This is a genomic window from Salinicola sp. 4072 (assembly GCF_036663415.1).
GTDB lineage: Bacteria > Pseudomonadota > Gammaproteobacteria > Pseudomonadales > Halomonadaceae > Salinicola > Salinicola salarius_A.
This window is the reverse complement of the sequence record NZ_JAXOVV010000002.1, coordinates 18238-38248: the sequence shown is the minus strand read 5'-3', so window position 1 is coordinate 38248 and position 20011 is coordinate 18238. Positions and strand designations below refer to the sequence as shown.

General features: G+C 64.3%; 15 protein-coding genes. 14 read left to right on the top strand and 1 reads right to left on the bottom strand.

All coding sequences use genetic code 11. From position 1 onward, the window contains the following. Positions 1 to 179: 179 nt before the first annotated feature. The 6 genes from dnaX to R3F72_RS02435 all read left to right on the top strand — a co-directional run bounded on the left by dnaX (position 180) and on the right by R3F72_RS02435 (position 5528). Positions 180 to 2462 carry a DNA polymerase III subunit gamma/tau gene (gene dnaX, locus R3F72_RS02460; RefSeq protein ID WP_332778838.1) on the top strand — a complete coding sequence of 761 codons (2283 nt, stop codon included), beginning with the start codon at positions 180 to 182 and terminating at the stop codon, positions 2460 to 2462. Positions 2463 to 2583: 121 nt separating this feature from the next. Next, positions 2584 to 2910, top strand: a complete 327-nt coding sequence (locus tag R3F72_RS02455) for a YbaB/EbfC family nucleoid-associated protein (protein WP_071231634.1) — start codon at positions 2584 to 2586, stop codon at positions 2908 to 2910. After that, positions 2910 to 3515 (top strand): recombination mediator RecR, encoded by a 606-nt coding sequence (recR, locus tag R3F72_RS02450; RefSeq protein WP_087717868.1) that lies wholly within the window; start codon positions 2910 to 2912, stop codon positions 3513 to 3515. Before R3F72_RS02455 ends, recR begins: the two co-directional genes overlap by 1 nt. An 80-nt stretch (positions 3516 to 3595) precedes the next feature. Next, positions 3596 to 4720, top strand: coding sequence for a ribonuclease D (locus R3F72_RS02445; protein ID WP_087717867.1), 1125 nt, complete (start codon positions 3596 to 3598; stop codon positions 4718 to 4720). Then, entirely contained in the window at positions 4720 to 5010 is a 291-nt protein-coding gene (locus tag R3F72_RS02440) for a YcgL domain-containing protein (RefSeq protein ID WP_087717866.1), read from the top strand. Before R3F72_RS02445 ends, R3F72_RS02440 begins: the two co-directional genes overlap by 1 nt. 62 nt (positions 5011 to 5072) lie before the next feature. Then, positions 5073 to 5528 (top strand): YcgN family cysteine cluster protein, encoded by a 456-nt coding sequence (locus R3F72_RS02435; protein ID WP_087717865.1) that lies wholly within the window; start codon positions 5073 to 5075, stop codon positions 5526 to 5528. Between the two features lie 63 nt (positions 5529 to 5591). Here the strand turns inward: R3F72_RS02435 and R3F72_RS02430 are convergent, their stop codons facing one another. Then, on the bottom strand, positions 5592 to 7658 hold the full coding sequence (locus R3F72_RS02430) for a S9 family peptidase (protein ID WP_087717864.1): 2067 nt from the start codon (positions 7656 to 7658) through the stop codon (positions 5592 to 5594). A 244-nt stretch (positions 7659 to 7902) separates the two neighbouring features. Between R3F72_RS02430 and R3F72_RS02425 the strand changes: the two genes are divergently transcribed. From R3F72_RS02425 to R3F72_RS02390, 8 genes are all read left to right on the top strand, one after another. Next, the gene (locus R3F72_RS02425; protein ID WP_087717863.1) at positions 7903 to 8361 is read left to right on the top strand and encodes a hypothetical protein; all 459 of its coding nucleotides are present in this window, start codon (positions 7903 to 7905) and stop codon (positions 8359 to 8361) included. A gap of 65 nt (positions 8362 to 8426) precedes the next feature. Beyond that, entirely contained in the window at positions 8427 to 10223 is a 1797-nt protein-coding gene (locus R3F72_RS02420) for a vWA domain-containing protein (RefSeq protein ID WP_332778837.1), read from the top strand. Positions 10224 to 10349: 126 nt separating this feature from the next. After that, complete coding sequence (locus tag R3F72_RS02415) at positions 10350 to 12065, top strand: AMP-binding protein (RefSeq protein WP_332778836.1); 1716 nt, start codon at positions 10350 to 10352, stop codon at positions 12063 to 12065. Positions 12066 to 12175: 110 nt separating this feature from the next. After that, positions 12176 to 16222, top strand: coding sequence for an ATP-dependent RNA helicase HrpA (gene hrpA / locus R3F72_RS02410; RefSeq protein WP_442978320.1), 4047 nt, complete (start codon positions 12176 to 12178; stop codon positions 16220 to 16222). 84 nt (positions 16223 to 16306) lie between these two features. Beyond that, the gene (locus R3F72_RS02405) at positions 16307 to 17437 is read left to right on the top strand and encodes a beta-ketoacyl-ACP synthase III (protein ID WP_332778835.1); all 1131 of its coding nucleotides are present in this window, start codon (positions 16307 to 16309) and stop codon (positions 17435 to 17437) included. Further along, positions 17437 to 18183, top strand: coding sequence for an MlaA family lipoprotein (locus R3F72_RS02400; protein ID WP_303853114.1), 747 nt, complete (start codon positions 17437 to 17439; stop codon positions 18181 to 18183). The genes R3F72_RS02405 and R3F72_RS02400 overlap by 1 nt, the downstream gene beginning before the upstream one ends. Positions 18184 to 18199: 16 nt before the next feature. After that, positions 18200 to 19339: a PP2C family protein-serine/threonine phosphatase gene (locus tag R3F72_RS02395; protein WP_442978325.1), complete on the top strand. Its 1140-nt coding sequence runs from the start codon at positions 18200 to 18202 to the stop codon at positions 19337 to 19339. After that, on the top strand, positions 19332 to 19838 hold the full coding sequence (locus tag R3F72_RS02390; RefSeq protein ID WP_071231623.1) for an STAS domain-containing protein: 507 nt from the start codon (positions 19332 to 19334) through the stop codon (positions 19836 to 19838). Before R3F72_RS02395 ends, R3F72_RS02390 begins: the two co-directional genes overlap by 8 nt. Positions 19839 to 20011: the final 173 nt, after the last annotated feature.

Sequence of the window (20011 nt, the reverse complement as noted above, 5' to 3'; positions counted from 1 at the left end):
GTCATGAATTCGGCGACCAAGTCGCTGCCTCCCGCCTCGTCAGTTTTCTCCCGACCCTGCTAGAATGGCCCGATCACTTCAGGATGACCGATGCTGGCAACGATGTTTCGATCGTGGTCGTGCCGATTCCTGACCATCACGTCCAGCCGCGAGCCTATCTGCGAGGAGTATCGCGCCGCATGAGTTACCAGGTTCTGGCCCGTAAATGGCGCCCGCGTACCTTCCACGAACTGGTCGGTCAGGAGCATGTCAGCCGTGCTCTGGTCAATGCGCTCGACCAGGGGCGACTGCATCACGCCTATCTGTTTACCGGGACTCGCGGTGTCGGCAAGACGACGCTGGCGCGGATTCTCGCCAAGTGCCTCAATTGCGAGCAGGGCGTGGGCTCCCAGCCCTGTGGCCAGTGCGAGACCTGCCGCGATATCGATAGCGGCCGCTTCGTCGATCTGATCGAGGTCGATGCCGCTTCGCGCACCAAGGTGGAAGACACTCGCGAACTGCTGGACAACGTCCAGTACGCGCCAACCCAGGGGCGTTACAAGGTGTACCTCATCGATGAGGTGCACATGCTGTCGACGCACAGTTTCAACGCGCTGCTCAAGACGCTGGAAGAGCCGCCGCCGCACGTCAAGTTCCTGTTGGCGACCACCGATCCGCAAAAGCTGCCGGTGACGGTGCTGTCGCGCTGCCTGCAGTTCACGCTCAAGAACATGCCGCCGGAGCGGGTGGTCGAGCATCTGACCCGGGTTCTCGAAGCTGAGCAGGTGGCCTTCGATCCGCAGGCGCTATGGCTGCTCGGCAAGGCCGCCGACGGCTCGATGCGGGATGCCATGAGCCTGACCGACCAGGCCATCGCCTTTGGCCAGGGCGAGGTGCGGCGGGAAGACGTGGCCGCCATGCTCGGTACCCTGGATCACGCGCATCTGATCGCGCTGGCCGAGGCATTGGCGGATGTCGATGCCGAGCGGTTGCTCACCGAAGTGGCCTCACTGGCCGAGCAGGGGCCGGACTTTGCCGGCGTGCTCGACGAGCTCTCCGGCCTGATGCATCGCCTGGCGATCGCCCAGATGGTTCCCGGCGCACTGGACAACGGCCATGGCGATCGTGACGAGCTGCTGGCGCTGGCCGGACGCTTCACCGCGGAAGACGTGCAGCTCTATTACCAGATTGCGCTGCAGGGCCGAGGCGATATCGATAACGCACCGGATACCCGCGCGGCGGTCGAGATGACGCTGCTGCGCATGTTGGCCTTCCGGCCCCAGGGTGTACCGACGCCACCGCAGACTGACCTGCCTTTGCGCAGGGGCGCCCAGCAAGGCGGCAGGTCGCCGAGCGACGAGCGTCAGACATCGGCCACGTCGACGGCGGAGGCGCCGCAGGCGACCAGCACCGTTCCTGCGCCGAAGATCGCGCCGGAGCCAGCCGCTGCGGCACCGTCGGCACCTGTCGAGCGTCAGGCTCAGTCCGCGGAACCTGCCGCCCCCCCTTCGTCTGCATCGGTCGAGCCAGTCATAGCCGACGGGTCGGCAGACGACCGCCCACCCTGGTCTACCGAGACCGAGGCATCCCAAGCTAAAGCTCCCGCGGCCGTTATCGTCCCGGAAGCGGCGTCACCGGAGCCGAGCGGGGAACAGGGCGAGAAGGTCACCGTCACGGCCGAGTCGGGCAGCGCGGCTATCAGTGATGCCAGCGATTTCGAGGACGCGAGCCGTTTCGACGATCAAGCCGGTTTCAGCGACGAGGCCTACGCCTGGGCGGCCGAAGCGGCAGAGGCTTCGGCACCCGAGCCCGGCGACTCGCCGGCTGTCGACGTCGCGACCGATATAGCAGCGGCTTCCGCCCCGGTCGAGCAGATAGCGCAACCGGCCCGGCCAGACTTTCAAAGTAGCGGTATTCAAAGCGACGGTGCTCAAGGCGACGTCGCTCCAGCCGACACGGGGCATGCATCGGCTGGCGCTGACGGGTCGACAGCCGCTATCGAAGCGGATGCGGTGCCGGCGATGGCCGAGGCGCCGATGGCAGAGATGAACAGCCCGGCGGCGACACAGGACTCGCCGGTAAATGCCGGCCAGCTCACGCACGGGTTATGGCTGGATCGCTTCGATCAGCTCGATATTGGCGGTCTCACGCGCAATCTCGCGGCTCACTGCGTTATCGAGAGTGACGATGGCAGCGCGCTGAAGGTGACGCTGGACCCCGGCCAGTCGGCCATGCTCTCCGATCTGCATATCGAGCGCATCACCAAGGCGTTGGCGGGCCTCGGCTACACGCGTCGGCTCGAGATCAGCGTTGCTGAACTGGACGGCGCACGCGAGACGGCCAAGGCCAAGCGTGACCGCGAGGCACGCGAACGTCACGCACGCGCTGTTGAAGCCTTGCGTGTCGACCCGCATATCCAGGAATTGGAAGCGCGTTTCGGCGCTCGGCTGATGGAAGGAAGCGTAACCGCCGATCGCGTGTGATCCCGACCGGGCATCACGATTTCGCAGGCATATGATTTCGCAGACATACGATTTCGCAGACGTCACGCTTTCGCGGGCGTCACGCTTTTGCAAAGCATTCCCAATCTCGAAGGAGTTCGTCATGTTCAAGGGTGGCATGGGCAATCTGATGAAGCAGGCCCAGGAAATGCAGGAAAAGATGCAGCAGGCTCAGGAAGAGATCGCCCAGATGGAAGTGTTGGGCGAAGCCGGCGCCGGCATGATCAAGGTGACCATGAATGGCCGCCATGACGTCAGCCGCGTCGAGATCGATCCTTCCGTAATGCAGGAAGACAAGGAGCTGCTGGAAGATCTGCTGGCGGCTGCCGTCAACGACGCGTCACGCAAGGTCGAGACCCAGTCCAAGGCGCGCATGGAAGAAGTCTCTTCCGGACTCAATCTGCCGCCCGGGATGAAGATGCCGTTCTGATGAGCTTTTCACCGCTTGTCGAGCAGTTACTGGATAGCCTGCGCGTGCTACCGGGAGTCGGGCCGAAGACCGCGCAGCGGATGGCGCTTCACCTGCTGGAGCGTGATCGCGAGGGTGGGCGGCGGCTCTCGGAAGCGCTGGTCCAGGCGATCGAGCAGGTCGGCTACTGCGAGCGATGCCGTACGCTGACCGAAGAGGCGCTGTGCGGCGTCTGCCAGGATTCGCGGCGCGACTCGGCCCTGCTGTGCGTGGTCGAGTCGCCGGCCGACATGCTGGCGATCGAGCAGGCAGGCGGCTTTCGCGGTCAGTATTTCGTGCTGCATGGCCATCTGTCACCGCTCGACGGCATCGGCCCCGACGATATCGGCCTGGATCAACTGGAGTCCCGGCTCTCCCGAGAGATGGTCAGCGAGATCATCCTGGCGACCAACCCGACCGTGGAGGGGGAGGCCACCGCGCATTACATCGCCGAGCACCTGGTCGGGCGGGAGGCCAAGCTCTCCCGATTGGCCTACGGCGTCCCGATGGGCGGCGAGCTGGAGTATGTCGATGGCGGCACGCTCAGCCGGGCGTTTCAGGGGCGCCAGCCATTTTCCTACGAGTAAGGGCATCGGTGGCTCGTCCGCCGAGCCCTCGCTCCGATTTTTTGTAATGCCGGCCGAATGACGGGCCGAGAGGGATCTGAATGAGTTTTGACTATTCGCTGTGTTGGGTCGACACCCCGGAAGGATTGCAGGCCGCTTGCGAGGCGTTGACCACGGCGGATCTCGTCGCCCTGGATACCGAATTCTTCCGGGAGTCGAGCTTTTTTCCCGTGCCGGCGCTGATCCAGCTGACGGCCGGGGAAGTCGTCTATCTGATCGATCCTCAGGCGATCGCGGCAAGTGACGATTTGCGGCAATTGCTGAGCGCCGGCCCGCCGAAACTGATCCACGCCTGCAGCGAGGATCTCGATGTGCTGGCGCTATGGGCAGGCGTGACGGTGGCTCCGCTGGTCGATACGCAGATCGCCGAATCCTTCCTTGGCGCCGACCCGGCCATGGGCTATCGACGCCTGGTCGCGCAGCGTTGCGGCGTCGATCTGCCCAAGGAGGAGACGCGTTCCAACTGGCTCGAGCGCCCGCTCACACCGGCGCAGCTCGATTATGCCGCTCTCGATGTCGTCTATCTTCCGGTGATCTGGGAGCAGCAGCGTCAGGCGTTGGCGACGCTGGGACGCGAGCGCTGGTTCGAGGAAGAGTGCGAGGCGTTGAGCCAGGGTCGCAACGCTGCTGCCGGCGAGCAGTGGTACACCCGCCATCGCCAGCTATGGCGCCTGCAGCCCCGGCAGGTCGAAGCGTATCGGGAGCTGACCGCCTGGCGTGAAACCGAAGTGCGGCGTCGGGATGTGCCGCGGGGCTGGCTGGCCAAGGATAGCGTGCTCTACGCTATCGCCGAGGCCATGCCGAGCAACCGGTATGAACTGGCCGCCGTCGATGGCATGACGCCAAGTCTCGTCAAGCGGGAAGGGGACGCGATGCTGGCGCTGGTCAAGACAGCGCAGCATCGGGAGGCGTCCGAACTCTGCGAACCTTTGCCGGTCCCGACATCCCCTGCCTTCAAGTGCCGCTTTAAGGCGCTGAAAAAGGTCGTACAGACCCGTGCCGAAGCATTGGGGCTGGCACCCGAACGGCTCTCCAACCGAGCGGAAATGGAGGCGGTGGTCACCGCGCATCTCAGGCAGCTGGATTTGCCGTTGCCGACCGGGTGGCGTGGGCAGCAGCTATCGGCCGACTGGAAGCAGGCGCTTGCCGAGCAGGAAGCCGCGTGATGAACGATACCTCCAGGCTCATCTGCGAGATCGTCAAGAGCTCGCGACGGGATGAAATGTATCTCTATCTCGACAAGGCGCGCGGCATGGCGCCGGTGCCCCAGGCGCTGCGCGAGCAATTCGGTCGACCGATCCCGGTGATGACGTTGTTGCTGCGGCCCGAGCGACCGCTGGCGCGGGTCGATGTGGTCAAGGTCATGGCGGCGATCCGGGGGCAGGGGTTCTATCTGCAGATGCCGCCGCCCAAGGATCCCGAGATGCTGGACCTGTTTACCCGGCGGGATGAGTGATCCTGGCCGAACGTGGCACCCGTTCTTCCGGGGCGGCCCTGAGCCAAGGCAAGGAGAGTCGTATGCGTGAGCGATTCTGGGAGCGGTTCCCTCTGGAAGAACTGACCCAGCAGGAGTGGGAGGCGTTGTGCGACGGCTGTGGCAAGTGCTGTCTGGTCAAGATGGAAGACGCCGATACGGGAGACGTCGCCACCCTCAACGTGGCCTGCCGACTGCTGGACATCGGCAGTTGCCGCTGCAGCGACTATGCGCATCGCTTCGAGCGGGTACCCGAGTGTACCCAGTTGAGTCTGGAGAACCTGGACCAGTTTCACTGGCTGCCGCACAGCTGTGCCTACCGGCGTGTCGCCGAGGGGCGCAAGCTGGCCAGCTGGCATCCATTGCGCAGCGGCAGTGATCGCCGCATGCACGAGCGCAAGATGAGCGTTCGCCATTTCGCCGTCAGCGAAGCCGAGGTCGATGATGCCGACTATGAAGAACACATCATCGACATTATTCCCCTCGACGAGCAACGTTGAACCCTCAGCCGGCGGGATGTCACTCCTCCCGCCGGCGTCCCCCGAGGTGCACTCCCGCTAGCGTCAGACGGCGTCTCGCCCCAGTGCCCATAGGATGAAAGCGTCCTGGCGGGCGTTGTCTCGCCATGCCTTGAATCGTCCTGACGCGCCACCGTGGCCGGCGGCCATGTCGGTACGCAGAAGGACCGGGCCACGCGCGCTGCCGAGTTCCGTCATGCGTGCGTAGAGCTTGGCGGGCTCCCAGTAAGGAACCCGCGAATCGTGCCAGCTGCCCTGCAGCAGGACGCTGGGGTAGGGCTGCGCGTTCAGGTTGTCCAGCGGCGAATAATCGCGGATGCGTCGCCGTACGGCCGGTTCGTCCGGGTTTCCCCACTCCGTGTACTCCGCCGTGGTGAGGGGCAGATCTGGATTTTCCATGGTCCGCAGCACGTCGACGAAAGGCACGTCCAGTACCGCCGCGCAGAACGCCTCCGGCTCGAGATTGAGGCTGGCGCCGACCAGCAGGCCGCCGGCGCTGGCGCCATAGGCTGCGATGTGTTCGGGATCGGCAATTCCTTCGGCGACCAGGGCCTGACGCGCCGCGAGAAAGTCCCTGAAACTGTTCTCCTTGTGCTCCAGCTTGCCCGCCAGATACCAGGGTTCGCCCCGATCGCCGCCGCCGCGTACGTGAGCGACGGCAAACGCGACGCCTCGAGAGAGCAGTTCCAGGCGAGCAATCGAGAACCAGGGATCGAGCACTTCGCCGTACGCGCCGTAGCCATAGAGCAGCGTCGGCATCGGTGCCTGACCGAGCCTGTCGGCTCGGGCCACCACGGAAACGGGAATGCGCTCGCCATCGTGACCTTCGGCCCAGAGCCGCCGGCAGACCAGATCGTCGGGCTGCAGGTCGCCATGCAGCGGCTGAGTCTTGAGCACGCGCTGCTCTCCGCTGTCGAGATCGTGCTCGACCCAGCGTACTGGTAGGGTGAACGACTCTTCGCGCAGCAGCAGCTTGCGGGTATGGAAATCCGGCGTGTCGCCAAGCGCCAGGCTGCAGGGAGCTTCGGGAAGCGGAAGCCGGCTCCCCGGTAGCCCTTCGTCAGCTTGAGCATTCCCGTCCAGATCGGCTTCCCCTTGCTCGATGACGCGAAGGTAGACCTGGGCTTCGTGGTGGTCACGTTCGGTGACGACCACGCCCCAGGAAAAGGCATCGATGCCCTCGAGCGTGACGTCCTCGCGGTGCGGGACCAGCGGCGTCCATGAGTCGGGTTGTGAGACGGGGGCCGTATCCAGGCGGAAATGCGAGCCGTCACGATTGTGCAGCACGTAAAAGACGTCGTCGCGATGCTCCAGCGTGTACTCGACGCCGGTCTCCCGCGGCCGGACGCATGCCGGCGCCGTCCGGGGCGCTGTCGCCGGGATCAGGTGGCACTCCGAGGTGTCCTTCGAGGCGGTCTCCAGTACCAGCCACTGACGGGAGCGTGTCTTGCCCAGCCCGACCCAGAACTCGACGTCCACTTCCTCGAAAATCTTTTCGCAGTGATCGTCCTCCGGCCGCAGAAGCCACACGGTAGCGGGGCGCTGCGTGGCATCGTAACGGGTGAACAGCAACGTCCGGTTATCCTCCGCCCACACCAGATCCGGCCCGATGCGCCTGCGCAGCCGTTGCGGTTCGCCGTCCGGCAGCCGCTTCAGGTAGAGATCGAAATATTCGTTGCCGCTGGCATCTTCCGTCCAGGCCAGCCACTGTTCGTCCGACGAGATCGCCATGTCGCCCAGTTCGAGAAAATCATGGGCCTGGGAGCGAGCTTCCAGGTCCAGCAGCAGCTCGGGCGCGGTATCGCCGTCCCTGGTTTGGCGCCACCACAAGGGGTAGTCGGCATCGGCGGCCGTTTCGCTCCAGTAGCGGAACCGTTCGAGCGTCGTCGGCAAACCGGTGACCTTGAGTTCCCGGCGCGCCAGGTGCCCGTCGTAGAGGGCATCTTCCAGCGGTTTCAGCGGGGCAAAGAAAGCATCGCTTTCACGATTGGCTGCGCGCAGGAATGCCTTGACCTGCGGGTCATCGCGGGACTCCAGCCAGTGCCAGTCGGGATCGTCGCTACGGCGAAAGTGAGCGACGGGTGGTGTTTGTGTCGTCTGCGAGCGGGGCATGGGTCGAGGAAAGGTCCTTTCGGGCAGGCTGTTTCAATGACATCGAAAAAGGAGGCGTCAACGTCGAAAAAGGATACTTCTGACAATCGCGCTTCGACAATGCCGTGGGACGATTGCCGTCTGTTGCGCTCGGGAGGCCGTGCGGCGGGGGCGAGCCGCATGCCACGTCGGATAGCGGCGCGGCTGTGCTTTACCGACTTGGAGTGTACCATGTCCCAAATCGTATGAATCGAGAGTCATTACCATGCTGTTTTCCGATTCCCTGCCGCAACTCTGGCTGAGTTATGGCGTGCTGTCTCTGGTCGTTCTGATCACCGGTTATCTGGGCGTGCGACTGCTGCCGTTGCTGCCGCGTCTTGTGTTGGTGGGCATCGTCGCTGGCGGGTTGTGGATGGTGGCGCCATTCTCGCTGCCATTGCTGGAACCGGGAGAGACGTACTCCGGCCTGGCACCAGCCGTCGTGGTCATGGCGGTCGGCGTGCTCCAGCACGATGGCGGCCAGGTCGCCGGCGCGCTGCCGCTGCTACTGGCAGGTGCCGCCATGGGAGCGGTGCTGGGCGTGCTGGCATGGCGGCTACTGGCTCGCCGCCACGATGGAGGCGATGCTGGCGACGGCCCGCGCCGGGGAAAGCGGAGCTCGCCGCAGGAGGGGCCGGCGCCGCGAGCGAAGGGGCGGACCCGCCGCGAGCCGGTGGTCAACTGATGAGCCGAGTAGATTTTCGGATGAGATGATCTCGTCCTGACGTGTATTTCGAAAGGAAGCGAAAAATGCGTGCGTTGTTGTTGATTCTGATATTGGCGGCGGGGATGTCTCCCGGCTGGGCGCTGGCGCAGACGGCGCCGGACGTGCGGATGGTCATCGACGTTTCCGGCAGCATGAAACAGAACGATCCCGGCAACCTGCGCGCCAATGCACTGGGTTTCGCCGCGACCTTGCTGCCTCCCAGTGCGCGAGGATCGGTCTGGACCTTCGGGACCACCGTCGCCAACCCGCTGCCGAGTGGCGAGGTCGTCGATGCCTGGCGGGAGCAGGCCGGAAGCATGGCTTCGCAGTTGACCGACTACCAGCAGTTCACGGATATCGAGCGCGCGCTGCGGCAGACGGCGAGTGCGACGCCGGACAGCGGCAATCGGCATCTGATCCTGTTGACCGACGGCATGGTCGACCTGCCGGCTTCCGGTAGCGACAAGGCGCAACGTGACAGCGCTTCACGCCAGCGCATCATCACCGAGCTGGGGCCGGACCTCGCCGCGCGCGGCGTCGTCGTGCATCCCATCGCGCTCTCCAACAACGTCGACCTGCCGCTGCTCGAGCAGGTCGCGCAGACCACCGGCGGGCTGGCGGCGGTGGCCGACACGCCCGAAGAGTTGCTGCGGGCCTTCCTGGATGTTCTCGACCGCATTCTGCCGGGCGACCAGGTGCCCATCGACGATCGACAGCGCTTTAGCGTCGATGACGATATCGACGAGTTCAATGCCTTGCTGTTCCACGCGCCGGGCGTCGATTCGCCGGTTCTGATCGGCCCCGGCGGGCAGCGATACTCCCGCGACGATCACCCCGGTTCCGTGGAATGGCTGAGCAGTGACCGCTACGACCTGATCACCGTGCCCGACCCCGCACCGGGCGAATGGCAGATCGAAGGCGATATCGGTGCCGACAGTCGTATCGGCATCCATGCCGATACGGTGCTGCGCAGCGAGCCGCTGCCGGCGACGCTCTATCAGGGATTTTCGACACCGCTGGATGTCTGGCTGGCTTCGGAAGGCAGGACGCTGGCCGCCGACGAGCACCCGGCGGGGATGAGCGTGCGCGCCGAACTGCGGGATCTCGACGACGCGACGCTCGCCGAGACGGCGCTGGCCTCGTCCGAGGATCATTTCCGTGGCGAGCTGCCGGGTGCCGACCAGCTGGGCAACGCGCGCCTGACGATCACGGCGCGCAGCGAGCGCATGATTCGCCAGCAGGTGCAGCCGGTGAACGTGGTCGCGGCTCTAAATGCGGTGCTGAGCGAGGATGGCACCCAAATCGTGGTGCGTGCCAATCATCCGGATCTCAACGTCGACAACACCCGGCTGAGCGCAAGCCTCACCGGCCGTTCGCTCGACATACGCCAGACCGGCGATCGGGAATGGACGATCGCGGTACCGCAGACGGATCCCAACGAGTCGCTGCCGGTCAGAATCACCGCCGAGGCGCAGCTGGATGGCCGCACGTTGCATCTCGATCTCCCGGTGGTGCGTCTCAATCCCGACGCCGCGGTGGGCCTGAGCGGTGCCGATTTCGAGCAGGGCGTCGCCAGCGAGTCGCGCCAGCAAGAAGACAGTGTGAATGCCGATGACGGTAATGACTTCGCTGATGGATTGACCCCTTCGCAGATGGCCGATATCGCCGTCGACAAGGCCCAGCAGGGATGGCGACTGGCCAGGCCTTACGTGGAAACCTACGCTCAGCGCCCGGTGACGTGGATCGTGATTGCGGCGCTTTTGCTGCTCTGGATGCTGCTACGCTGGCGGCGAGCGGCCAAGCGACGCCGCCTGGCGCGGCGCGAAGAACCCTCGGTCTAACCACGCCGACGCACTATGGGGCTGCCCGGACGACGGTTTGCGGTTCCCTTACAACCTTGGTGGCAGCGCCTCGCCGGTCCGATCCTGTTATAAGGTCGAGTAACCGACACGAATCAAGGAGATCCTATGAGCGACAGCGTCAGCCCGTGCATCGAAACGGGAGCGCCGCTGGAGGGCATGGAGGCGTTCGAGTCGATCAACGACATCATCGCGGAGGCGTGCCGTCGGTTCGTCGACCATCCGGCTTTCAGTTGCCTGGGTCATACCTTGAGCTATCGTGATGTCGATCGGCTTTCCGGTGACTTCGCCGCCTGGCTGCAGCAGGAAACCGACCTGAAGCCCGGCGACCGGATCGCGATCCAGCTGCCCAACGTGCTGCAGTTCCCGGTGGCGGTGTTCGGTGCGCTACGTGCCGGACTGGTGGTCGTCAATACCAACCCTCTCTACACCGAGCGCGAGATGCGTCATCAGTTTCGCGATGCCGGCGTCAAGGCGGTGGTGGTGCTGGCCAACATGGCTCACAAGCTGGAGAAGGTGCTCGATCAGACTGATATCCGCCATGTCTACGTGACCGAGATGGCGGATCTCCATCCCTGGCCGAAGAGGTCGCTGATCAATGGCGTGGTGCGGTACGTCAAGAAATTGGTGCCCGCCTATTCGCTCCCCGGCTCGATCGGTTTCCGGCATACGCTCTCCGTCGGCAGCCGGCATCAGGTGAAGGTGGTCGCCAGCCGCGGCGACGACGTGGCGGCGCTGCAGTACACCGGCGGCACCACTGGCGTCGCCAAGGGGGCGATGCTGACCCACCGCAACCTGATCGCCAACATGCTGCAGACCAAGCAGGTGGTCGGCAAGGCGCTGACCGAGGGAGAGGAGACGATCATTGCGCCTCTGCCTTGCTATCACATCTATACCTTTACGGTGAACTGCCTGTTCGCGATGGTTACCGGACAGCACAACGTTCTGATCCCCAACCCTCGTGATCTCCCCGGATTCGTCAAGACGCTGTCCAGGACGCCTTTCACGGTATTCGTGGGGCTCAATACCCTGTTCAATGCGCTCTGTCAGCGCGACGACTTCAAGGCGCTCGATTTCTCCGGCCTCAAGATGACGATTTCCGGCGGCATGGCGTTGACCCATACCGTGGCCCAGCGCTGGGAGCAGACCACCGGTAATGGCATCGTCGAAGGTTACGGCCTGACCGAAACCTCGCCCATTGCGCTCGTCAATCCGCCCGAGGCGACACAGATCGGTACCATCGGCAAGCCGGTGCCCGGCACCTCGGTCAAGATCGTCGATGACGACGGACGGGCACTGCCACGTGGCGAGCGCGGCGAACTTTGCGTCAAGGGGCCGCAGGTCATGAAGGGCTACTGGAACCGCCCGGAAGACACGGCCAGAACGCTGGATGCCGACGGCTGGCTGCGGACGGGCGACATGGCGGTGATACTCGACGATGGCTACGTCAAGATCGTCGATCGCAAGAAGGACATGATTCTGGTCTCCGGATTCAACGTCTATCCCAACGAAATCGAGGAGGTCGTCGCGGGCCATCCCGATGTCGTCGAGGCCGCGGCGGTGGGGATCCCCGACGAGGAGACCGGAGAAGCCATCAAGCTGTTCGTGGTGGCGCGTAACGACAGTCTCGACCCGCAGGCACTACGCCAGTGGTGCAAGCAGGAACTGACCGGCTACAAGGTGCCCAAGTTCGTGGAGCTGCGTGACGAGCTGCCCAAGAGCAACGTGGGCAAGGTGCTGCGTCGGGAGCTGCGCGACGAGTCGGCGGGCAGCGAAGCCTCGCCTTCCCCACAGGCCGGCGATGCCTCCTCGACGGGCCATTGATCCTCCTCGGACGTGAGTTGATCCGCCGACGGCGCTATAATGACGGGTTCGCCATCGCCTTTGATGGCGGCACCGCTTCTGCCGTTATCTCGCCGACGTAGAGGATCTCTTTGAGCGCTATCGCTTCCCCCTCACTGCAAGCCCTGAATGACCTGGAAACTCGCCTGGAAGACTGCCTGCTGCGTGACGCCCACGAGCAGCGCCAGCGGCTCCGGCGTCTGGCTCGACGTGCCCGTGACGGCAAGCCGATCGACCGGTCGCTGAAGGAGATCGAGTCTCGGCTGGCCGCCTCCAGCGAGGTGCTTGCGCGTCGCCGGAGTCAGCCGGTGACGCTGGAGTACCCCGAGTCGCTGCCGGTCGCGGCCAGGCGCGAAACCATTCTCGAGGCGCTGCGCGACCATCAGGTGGTGGTGGTGGCCGGCGAGACCGGGTCCGGCAAGACCACGCAGCTACCCAAGCTCTGTCTGGAGCTGGGCCTGGGGCGTCGGGGCATGATCGGTCATACCCAGCCACGCCGGCTGGCGGCGCGTTCGGTGGCTTCGCGCCTGGCCGAGGAGCTCGAGGTGCCACTGGGCGAGCAGGTCGGCTATCAGGTGCGCTTCACCGATCAGAGCAGCGACGACACCCTGGTCAAACTAATGACCGACGGCATTCTGCTGGCCGAGACGCAGCACGATCCCGATCTCATGCGCTACGAGGCGATCATCATCGATGAAGCCCACGAGCGCAGTCTCAACATCGACTTCCTGCTGGGCTATCTCAAGCGGCTGACGGCCCGCCGGCCCGACCTCAAGGTAATCATCACGTCGGCAACCATCGACGTCGAGCGTCTGTCGCGGCATTTCGCCATCGAGCGTGACGGCAAGACCCAGCCGGCGCCGGTGGTGGAAGTGTCCGGACGGGCGTATCCGGTGGAGGTGCATTATCGGCCGCTGGTACGCGAATCCCGGGAAGAAGAGGACCTGACGCTGCAGGAGGGAATCCTGGCAGCGGTCGAAGAAGTTGAGCGCATCGAACGCGAAAAGCGCTGGTACAGCGGTCCGCGCGATATCCTGATCTTTCTGCCCGGCGAGCGGGACATTCGCGAAACCGCCGACGTGCTGCGGCGCGCCGATCTCAAGAGCACCGAGATTCTGCCGCTCTATGCGCGGCTCTCCAACGCCGAACAGAACCGGGTGTTCCAGTCTCACGCCGGCCGTCGTATCGTGCTCTCCACCAATGTCGCCGAGACCTCGTTGACCGTGCCCGGTATCCGCTACGTGATCGATCCCGGCCTGGTTCGCATGAGCCGCTACAGCGCGCGGGCCAAGGTCCAGCGCCTGCCGATCGAGCCGGTCAGCCAGGCCAGCGCCAATCAGCGCAAGGGGCGCTGCGGGCGTGTCGCCGAAGGGGTCTGTATTCGGCTCTACAGTGAAGAGGATTTTCTTTCCCGCCCCGAATTCACCGAGCCCGAGATTCAGCGCACCAACCTGGCCTCGGTGATTCTGTCGATGCTGTCGCTCAAGCTGGGCGACGTATTCGACTTCCCGTTCGTCGACGCGCCGGATGCCCGCTTCGTCAAGGATGGCTATCGGCTGCTGTTCGAGCTGGGGGCGGTGGATGACGCCGAGCGTATCACCGGCCTGGGGCGGCAGCTGTCGCGGCTGCCGATCGATCCGCGCCTGGCGCGGATGGTGCTGGCGGGGGAGCGCTTCCAGTGCCTGCGCGAAGTGCTGATCGTGGTCAGCGCGCTGGCGACGCAGGATCCCCGCGAGCGGCCGGCGGAAAAGCGCCAGGCCGCCGATCAGCGCCATAAGCAGTGGGAAGACCCCAACTCCGACTTCGTCGCCTGGCTCAACCTGTGGCATGGCTTCGATGCCATGCGCGAGACGCTGTCGAGCAACCAGCTGCGACGCTGGTGCCGCGAACAGTATCTGAATTATCTGCGGCTGCGCGAATGGCACGATACCTGTCGCCAGTTGCGTCAGCTGACCCGCGAGATGAAGATCGAGCTGACGAGCGCCGTGCAACCCGATGACGACGAACCGGCACGATCGGCCGAAAGCGGCTCCGGCGACTCGTTGTCGGAAGAGTCAGCAGCGGCCAAGCCGCCCCGGATCGATACGCAACGTCTACATCAGGCTCTGTTGTCCGGCCTGCTCTCCAACCTGGGGCAGTTGCAGCCGGAAAGCCGCGAATTCCTCGGCGCCAGGAACCGGCGCTTCCTCATCCACCCGGCGTCAGGGCTTTCGCGCAAGCCGCCCAAGTGGGTCATGGCCGGCGAAATGGTGGAGACCAGCCGTCTCTATGCGCGTGACGTGGCCAGAATCAAGCCGGAGTGGATCGAGCCGCAGGCGGCCCATCTGATCAAGCGCAGCTATAGCGAACCGCATTGGGAGCGCAAGCGGGCCCAGGTGGTGGCGCTGGAGCAGGTCACGCTCTTCGGCTTGCCGATCGTGACCGGTCGTCGCGTGGATTACGCCAAGGTGGCGCCGGAAGAAGCGCGAGAGATTTTTCTGCGGCGCGCACTGGTGGAAGGGGATTATCAGACCAAGGCTGCATTCTTCGCACATAATCGGGCGATGGTCGCCGAAGTCGAGGAGCTCGAGGATCGAGCACGCAAGCGCGACATCCTGATCGACGAAGAGACGCTGTTCGCCTTCTACGACGAACGCGTTCCTCGGGACGTCGCCGGCGGGCGCAGCTTCGAGAACTGGCGCAAGCAGGCCGAGCGCGACACGCCGGATATCCTCAAGCTGGACAAGGCATCGTTGATGGCGCGGGAAGCCGACGACGTCAGCGTCGAGCAGTACCCGGACGAGCTCGTGTTCAATGGCGTTCGCTATCCGCTGAGCTATCACTTCGCCCCGGGTGCCAGTGATGATGGTGTCACCCTGACCGTACCCGCGGTGATGCTCGCCCAGTTGCCGCCAGGTCGCTTGAGCTGGCTGGTGCCGGGCCTGCTGCGCGAGAAGTGCATCGCGCTACTCAAGGCGCTGCCCAAGGCGATGCGCCGCCAGGTCGTGCCGATTCCGGACTGGGTCGATGCCGCGCTCGCCACCTTGACGCCGGACGAGCGCCCGGTCGAGGAGGCGTTGGGCGAGTTTTTGCGAATCAAGACCGGCACGCGCCTGGATGCGTCTGTCTGGCGTCTCGATCAGCTCGATCCGCATCTGCTCATGAACCTGCGCGTGGTCGATCATCACGGCACGGTATTGGGGGAAGGACGCGATCTGCATGCCCTGCAGAAACGCTTCGGCGAGGCGGCGGCAGCAGGGGCCAGGGCGCTGGCGGAAACGCCACGGGAGAGTGCCGAACGTCTCGACGATCTCCCGGAAACGGCCCTGCCGGATTCTCGTACGACCCACCAGGCCGGCATCCAGGTGGAAGTCTATCCGGCACTGGTGGCTAACGGTGACGACCTGACTGTCGCCTGGTTCGACCATGCCGAGCGCGCGGCGACGGCGCACCGCGACGGTCTGGTGCAGCTGGCTCGCCGTCGGCTTCCCGATACGGTGCGCTATATCCAGCGGGAGCTGCCGAAGCTCAAGCAGTGCGCGCTACTGTTCGCCAAGGTCGGCAGTCAGGAGCAGTTGTCGCGCGATGTGATCGACGCCTGCCTGGCGCAGACCGTGGCCGCCGATCCGCTGCCGCGGTCCCGCGAGGCGTTCGATGCCCGTCTCGAAAGCTGGCGTGGCGAGCTGGTCGCGTATGCCGAGTCGCTGCTGGAAGACCTGCACAAGGCGTTGCAGGGGCACCTGGCAGTGACCAAGGCGCTCAAGGGCAATGTCACGCTGGCGCTGGCTCTGACCTACAGTGATCTCAAGGCGCAGATGCAGCGGCTCGTCTATCCCGGCTTCGTGCGCGACGCCGGCGCCTGGCTGAGCCATTACCCGCGCTACATGCAGGCAGCGGAAATCCGGCTCGAGAAGGCGCCTCGGGACCTGCGCCGGGACCAGCTGTCGATGCAGCAGGTACAGGCCTGGGAGGCGCGGGTCGATGCGCGTAAGCAGCAGACCCACCGCGACGGCATCGTCGATGCCGATCTGGTCGAGTTCGGCTGGTGGCTGCAGGAGTGGCGAGTCTCGCTATTCGCCCAGCAGTTGGGCACGCTGGAGAGCGTGTCGGAAAAGCGCCTGGCGCGGCGCTGGCAGGAAATGACCGGGCAGACCGTATGATCGTCGAGGGTCGCCACACTGCATCCGCTGCGGCTGGATGCGCGTAAGGATCAATGCGGCCGATGCCGCGGGAGGTAACAGCCGATGACGCAAGCCGTGATTACCGCGACGGGCCTTTTCACGCCGCCGGATTCGATCGACAACGCCGAGCTGGTCGCCAGCTTCAATGCCTGGGTCGATTCGGAGAATGCGCGACAGGCGGAAGCGATCGCCCGGGGCGAACGCGAGCCGCTGGCACACTCGAGCGAGGCGTTCATCGTCAAGGCGTCGGGTATCGAGAGTCGCTACGTGATGGAGGCCAGCGGTATTCTCGATCCTGAGCGGATGCGGCCGAGGATTCCCGAGCGGCCCAACGACACGCTCTCGGTGCAGGCCGAGATGGGGGTGGCTGCCGCTCGCCAGGCGCTGGACGCGGCCGGTATCCGCGCCGATCAGCTCGATCTGATCATCGTCGCCTGTTCCAATCTCCAGCGACCCTATCCGGCGGTCGCGGTCGAGCTTCAGGCGGCACTGGGCGCCGGAGGCTATGCGTTTGACATGAACGTGGCGTGTTCCAGCGCGACGTTCGCCATCGATATGGCGACCAATGCGATTCGTGCGGGCAGTCTGGAACGGGTGCTGGTGGTGAACCCCGAGATCTGTTCGGCGCATCTCAACTTCCGCGACCGCGACAGTCACTTCATCTTCGGCGACGCCTGTACCGCCATCGTACTGGAGGCGGATCATCTCGCTCAGGATCGCGAGCATTTCACGGTACTCGGCACGCGTCTGGTGACCCAATTCTCCAACGCCATTCGCAACAATTTCGGGTTTCTCAATCGTCTCGCCGATGAACCCGCGCAGACATCGGACAAGCTTTTCGTCCAGGAAGGGCGCAAAGTGTTCAAGGAGGTCTGCCCGATGGTCGCTTCGCTGATTCTCGATCATTTGGAAAGCCAGGCGCTGACGGGGGATTCGGTCAAGAAACTGTGGCTTCATCAGGCTAATCGTCATATGAATGACCTGATCGCGCAGCGGGTGCTGGGGCGAGAAGCCTCGGAGACGGAAGCGCCGGTGATTCTCGACCGTTACGCCAATACCAGCTCGGCAGGATCGATCATCGCTTTTCACCTGCATCGAGACGATCTGCAGGAGGGCGACGTGGGGGTGGTGTGTTCCTTCGGTGCGGGCTACAGTGCGGGCAGTGTGATACTGCGTAAAGGGAATGCGTGTTAATGAAATCGATCCATTGGCTGGGTGGCGTCTGTGTCGCTGCAGCGTTGAGCGGCTGCGCCTCGACGGGGCAGGATTCCAATCCTCAGGACCCTTGGGAAGGCTTCAACCGGGGCGTCTATCAGTTCAACGACACGCTCGATCGCTATGCGCTGAAACCGATCGCCCAGGGTTACGACACCGTCACGCCCGATCCGGTCCAGGATGGCGTGGGTAACTTCTTCTCCAACCTGGGCGAGATCCGTACCGTCTTCAATAGCATCCTCCAGTGGCAGTGGGGCAACGCTGGCGTGGCGTCCGGCCGTTTCCTGGTCAATACCATTCTCGGCGTCGGCGGCGTTCTCGACCCGGCCACGCGAATGGGCCTGGACGAGAACGAGGAAGACTTCGGCCAGACGCTGGGCGTCTGGGGTGTCGATTCCGGCCCCTACCTGGTGCTGCCGATCCTGGGGCCGAGTACCGTTCGCGATACCAGCGGCCTGCCGGTCGATATGTATACCTATCCGGTCACCTATGTGGAGGACGATAAATGGCGTTACGGCCTGACCTTCCTGCGCTACGTGGATCTGCGTGCCAGCCTGCTCGACCAGGAGGCGTTGATCCAGGGGGACCGCTACAGCTTCATTCGCGACGCTTATCTCCAGCGTCGGCAGTTCGAGGTCACCAACGGCGCAGCGGGGGAGGATCCCTTCGCCAGCGGCGGTTTCGGTGACGATTTCGAATATAGTGAAGACGACTTCGCCGAGTAGACCCGTGTCCAAGACGCTGTCGGACGAGTTGCCCGTGATCGGGCTGATCGATCTGCCCGGACCGGATCGCGAGCGGCTGGCGGAAGAGCTTTCTCGCCTCGACGTCGAGGTGCGAGTGGCCGTTTCGGTCTCGACCTTGCCGGCGCACTGCGATCTGGTCGTTGCGCACGTGCGGGCCGTCTCCCACGAGGGCTGGGAACGGCTCGCCGTCGGCCGCCCGACCATCGTGATCAGCGAGAGTCGTCGCGATGGTGACCTGCACAAGGCACTCGATGCAGGCCTGATCGACTATCTGGTCGAGCCGTTGAAGCATGCCGATATCCTGCGGCGTCTGGTCGAGCGAGCCCTGGAACTGGATCGGCTGTCGCGTGATCATAGCCAGAGCCGGGCAGAGCTCGAGGCGCTCAACGAACGTCTCGAGAAACATCTCGCCATGCTGCGGGACGATCAGCGTGCGGGAGGCCACGTGCAGCGCAAGTTGCTGCCGCCCCAGGGCGTTACGCACCTTGGCGTGCGCTGTGACTACTGGTTCGCGCCATCCCTGTACCTGTCGGGCGATTTTCTGGATTTCCAGCGCTGCGACGACCGTTACAGTTTCTTCTACTTTGCCGACGTCGCCGGGCACGGCTCCTCGTCGGCGTTCGTTACCGTGCTTCTGCGGTATCTCTGCAACCGCTGGCTGGCCCAGTGGCGCACATTGTTGCCGGAGGCATTTCCGTCCCGATGGTTGGGTGAGCTCAACCGCGAGCTGCTCGAGACCGGAATCGGCAAGCATGCGACGGTCTTTGCCGGGGTGCTGGACCACGAGCGTCGTTTTCTGCACTATGCGCTCGGCGCTCAATTACCTATGCCGATTCTGCAGGCTGAGGGGCGTAGCGCTTATCTGGGAGGCGAGGGGCCTCCCGTGGGGTTGTTTCCCGATGTCGAGTACCCCATCTATGGTTGTCCTTTGCCGGAATCGTTTCGACTCTGGTTCTGCTCCGACGGCATTCTCGAGTGTCTGCCGGCGGATTCACTGGACGCGCGGCTCAAGGAACTCGAGCGCCGCACGACACACTGCACCAGCGTCGACGATCTGAGGGAAGGGTTGGCGCTGGGGGATCCTCTGCCGGATGATCTCAGCATGATGACACTGAGTGGTTTCGACCATGATTGAAGGGCGAATCAAGGCGGCCTTCGAGTCGGGCGTATTTGTGCTCAAGCTGTGCGGTGACGTGCGGCTGACGCTGTGTGCCACCCTGGATGCCGAGGCCCAGCGCCTGGCGGAACTGCCGGGGCTGCGCGCGGTGATGGTCGATCTGCGCGAGGCAACCAATGTCGATTCGACCGCGCTGGGCTTTTTGGCCAAGGTGGCGATGGCCGTACAGGGGCGGCTGGATGACCCACCCACGATCATCGCCGAACATCCGGACGTGCGGCGCATGCTGGATGTGATGGGATTCGCGCGCTATTTCACGCTGCTGGAAGCCCCGCTGACCGAGCCGTCGGAGCTGGACGAGCTGCCCCATGTCGAGGCGGATGAAAATGACATCCAGCGGCGAATCCTCGAGGCTCACCGCATCCTCATGCGTATGAGCGAGCACAATCGGCACGAGTTTCAGCCGTTCGTCGAACTGCTCGAGTCACAGCGCACCAACGCGCCATCGCGCGGCTGATCCGAACGATTAGGTGCCGGGCATGACGAGCTGTCGGGCCGGAAACAGAAGCACCAGCCATGAGCCGGGACCGGGCAGCCTTCCGCGGCAGCCTCAGGATCGTGTTTAGAATGCTATGTTGTGATTATCGGGTGTCGAACCTTCGCGCCTTGCCGCTTTGGCAAGGCGTTTTT

Bases quoted from the DNA above. Each gene is read 5' to 3' on its own strand.
- R3F72_RS02435 (WP_087717865.1), top strand. From the start codon at position 5,073: ATGCGTGAGCGATTCTGGGAGCGGTTCCCTCTGGAAGAACTGACCCAG.
- R3F72_RS02390 (WP_071231623.1), top strand. From the start codon at position 19,332: ATGATTGAAGGGCGAATCAAGGCGGCCTTCGAGTCGGGCGTATTTGTG.
- R3F72_RS02440 (WP_087717866.1), top strand. From the start codon at position 4,720: ATGAACGATACCTCCAGGCTCATCTGCGAGATCGTCAAGAGCTCGCGA.
- R3F72_RS02420 (WP_332778837.1), top strand. From the start codon at position 8,427: ATGCGTGCGTTGTTGTTGATTCTGATATTGGCGGCGGGGATGTCTCCC.
- dnaX (WP_332778838.1), top strand. From the start codon at position 180: ATGAGTTACCAGGTTCTGGCCCGTAAATGGCGCCCGCGTACCTTCCAC.
- R3F72_RS02400 (WP_303853114.1), top strand. From the start codon at position 17,437: ATGAAATCGATCCATTGGCTGGGTGGCGTCTGTGTCGCTGCAGCGTTG.
- R3F72_RS02455 (WP_071231634.1), top strand. From the start codon at position 2,584: ATGTTCAAGGGTGGCATGGGCAATCTGATGAAGCAGGCCCAGGAAATG.
- R3F72_RS02425 (WP_087717863.1), top strand. From the start codon at position 7,903: ATGCTGTTTTCCGATTCCCTGCCGCAACTCTGGCTGAGTTATGGCGTG.
- recR (WP_087717868.1), top strand. From the start codon at position 2,910: ATGAGCTTTTCACCGCTTGTCGAGCAGTTACTGGATAGCCTGCGCGTG.
- R3F72_RS02445 (WP_087717867.1), top strand. From the start codon at position 3,596: ATGAGTTTTGACTATTCGCTGTGTTGGGTCGACACCCCGGAAGGATTG.
- R3F72_RS02415 (WP_332778836.1), top strand. From the start codon at position 10,350: ATGAGCGACAGCGTCAGCCCGTGCATCGAAACGGGAGCGCCGCTGGAG.
- R3F72_RS02405 (WP_332778835.1), top strand. From the start codon at position 16,307: ATGACGCAAGCCGTGATTACCGCGACGGGCCTTTTCACGCCGCCGGAT.
- R3F72_RS02430 (WP_087717864.1), bottom strand. From the start codon at position 7,658: ATGCCCCGCTCGCAGACGACACAAACACCACCCGTCGCTCACTTTCGC.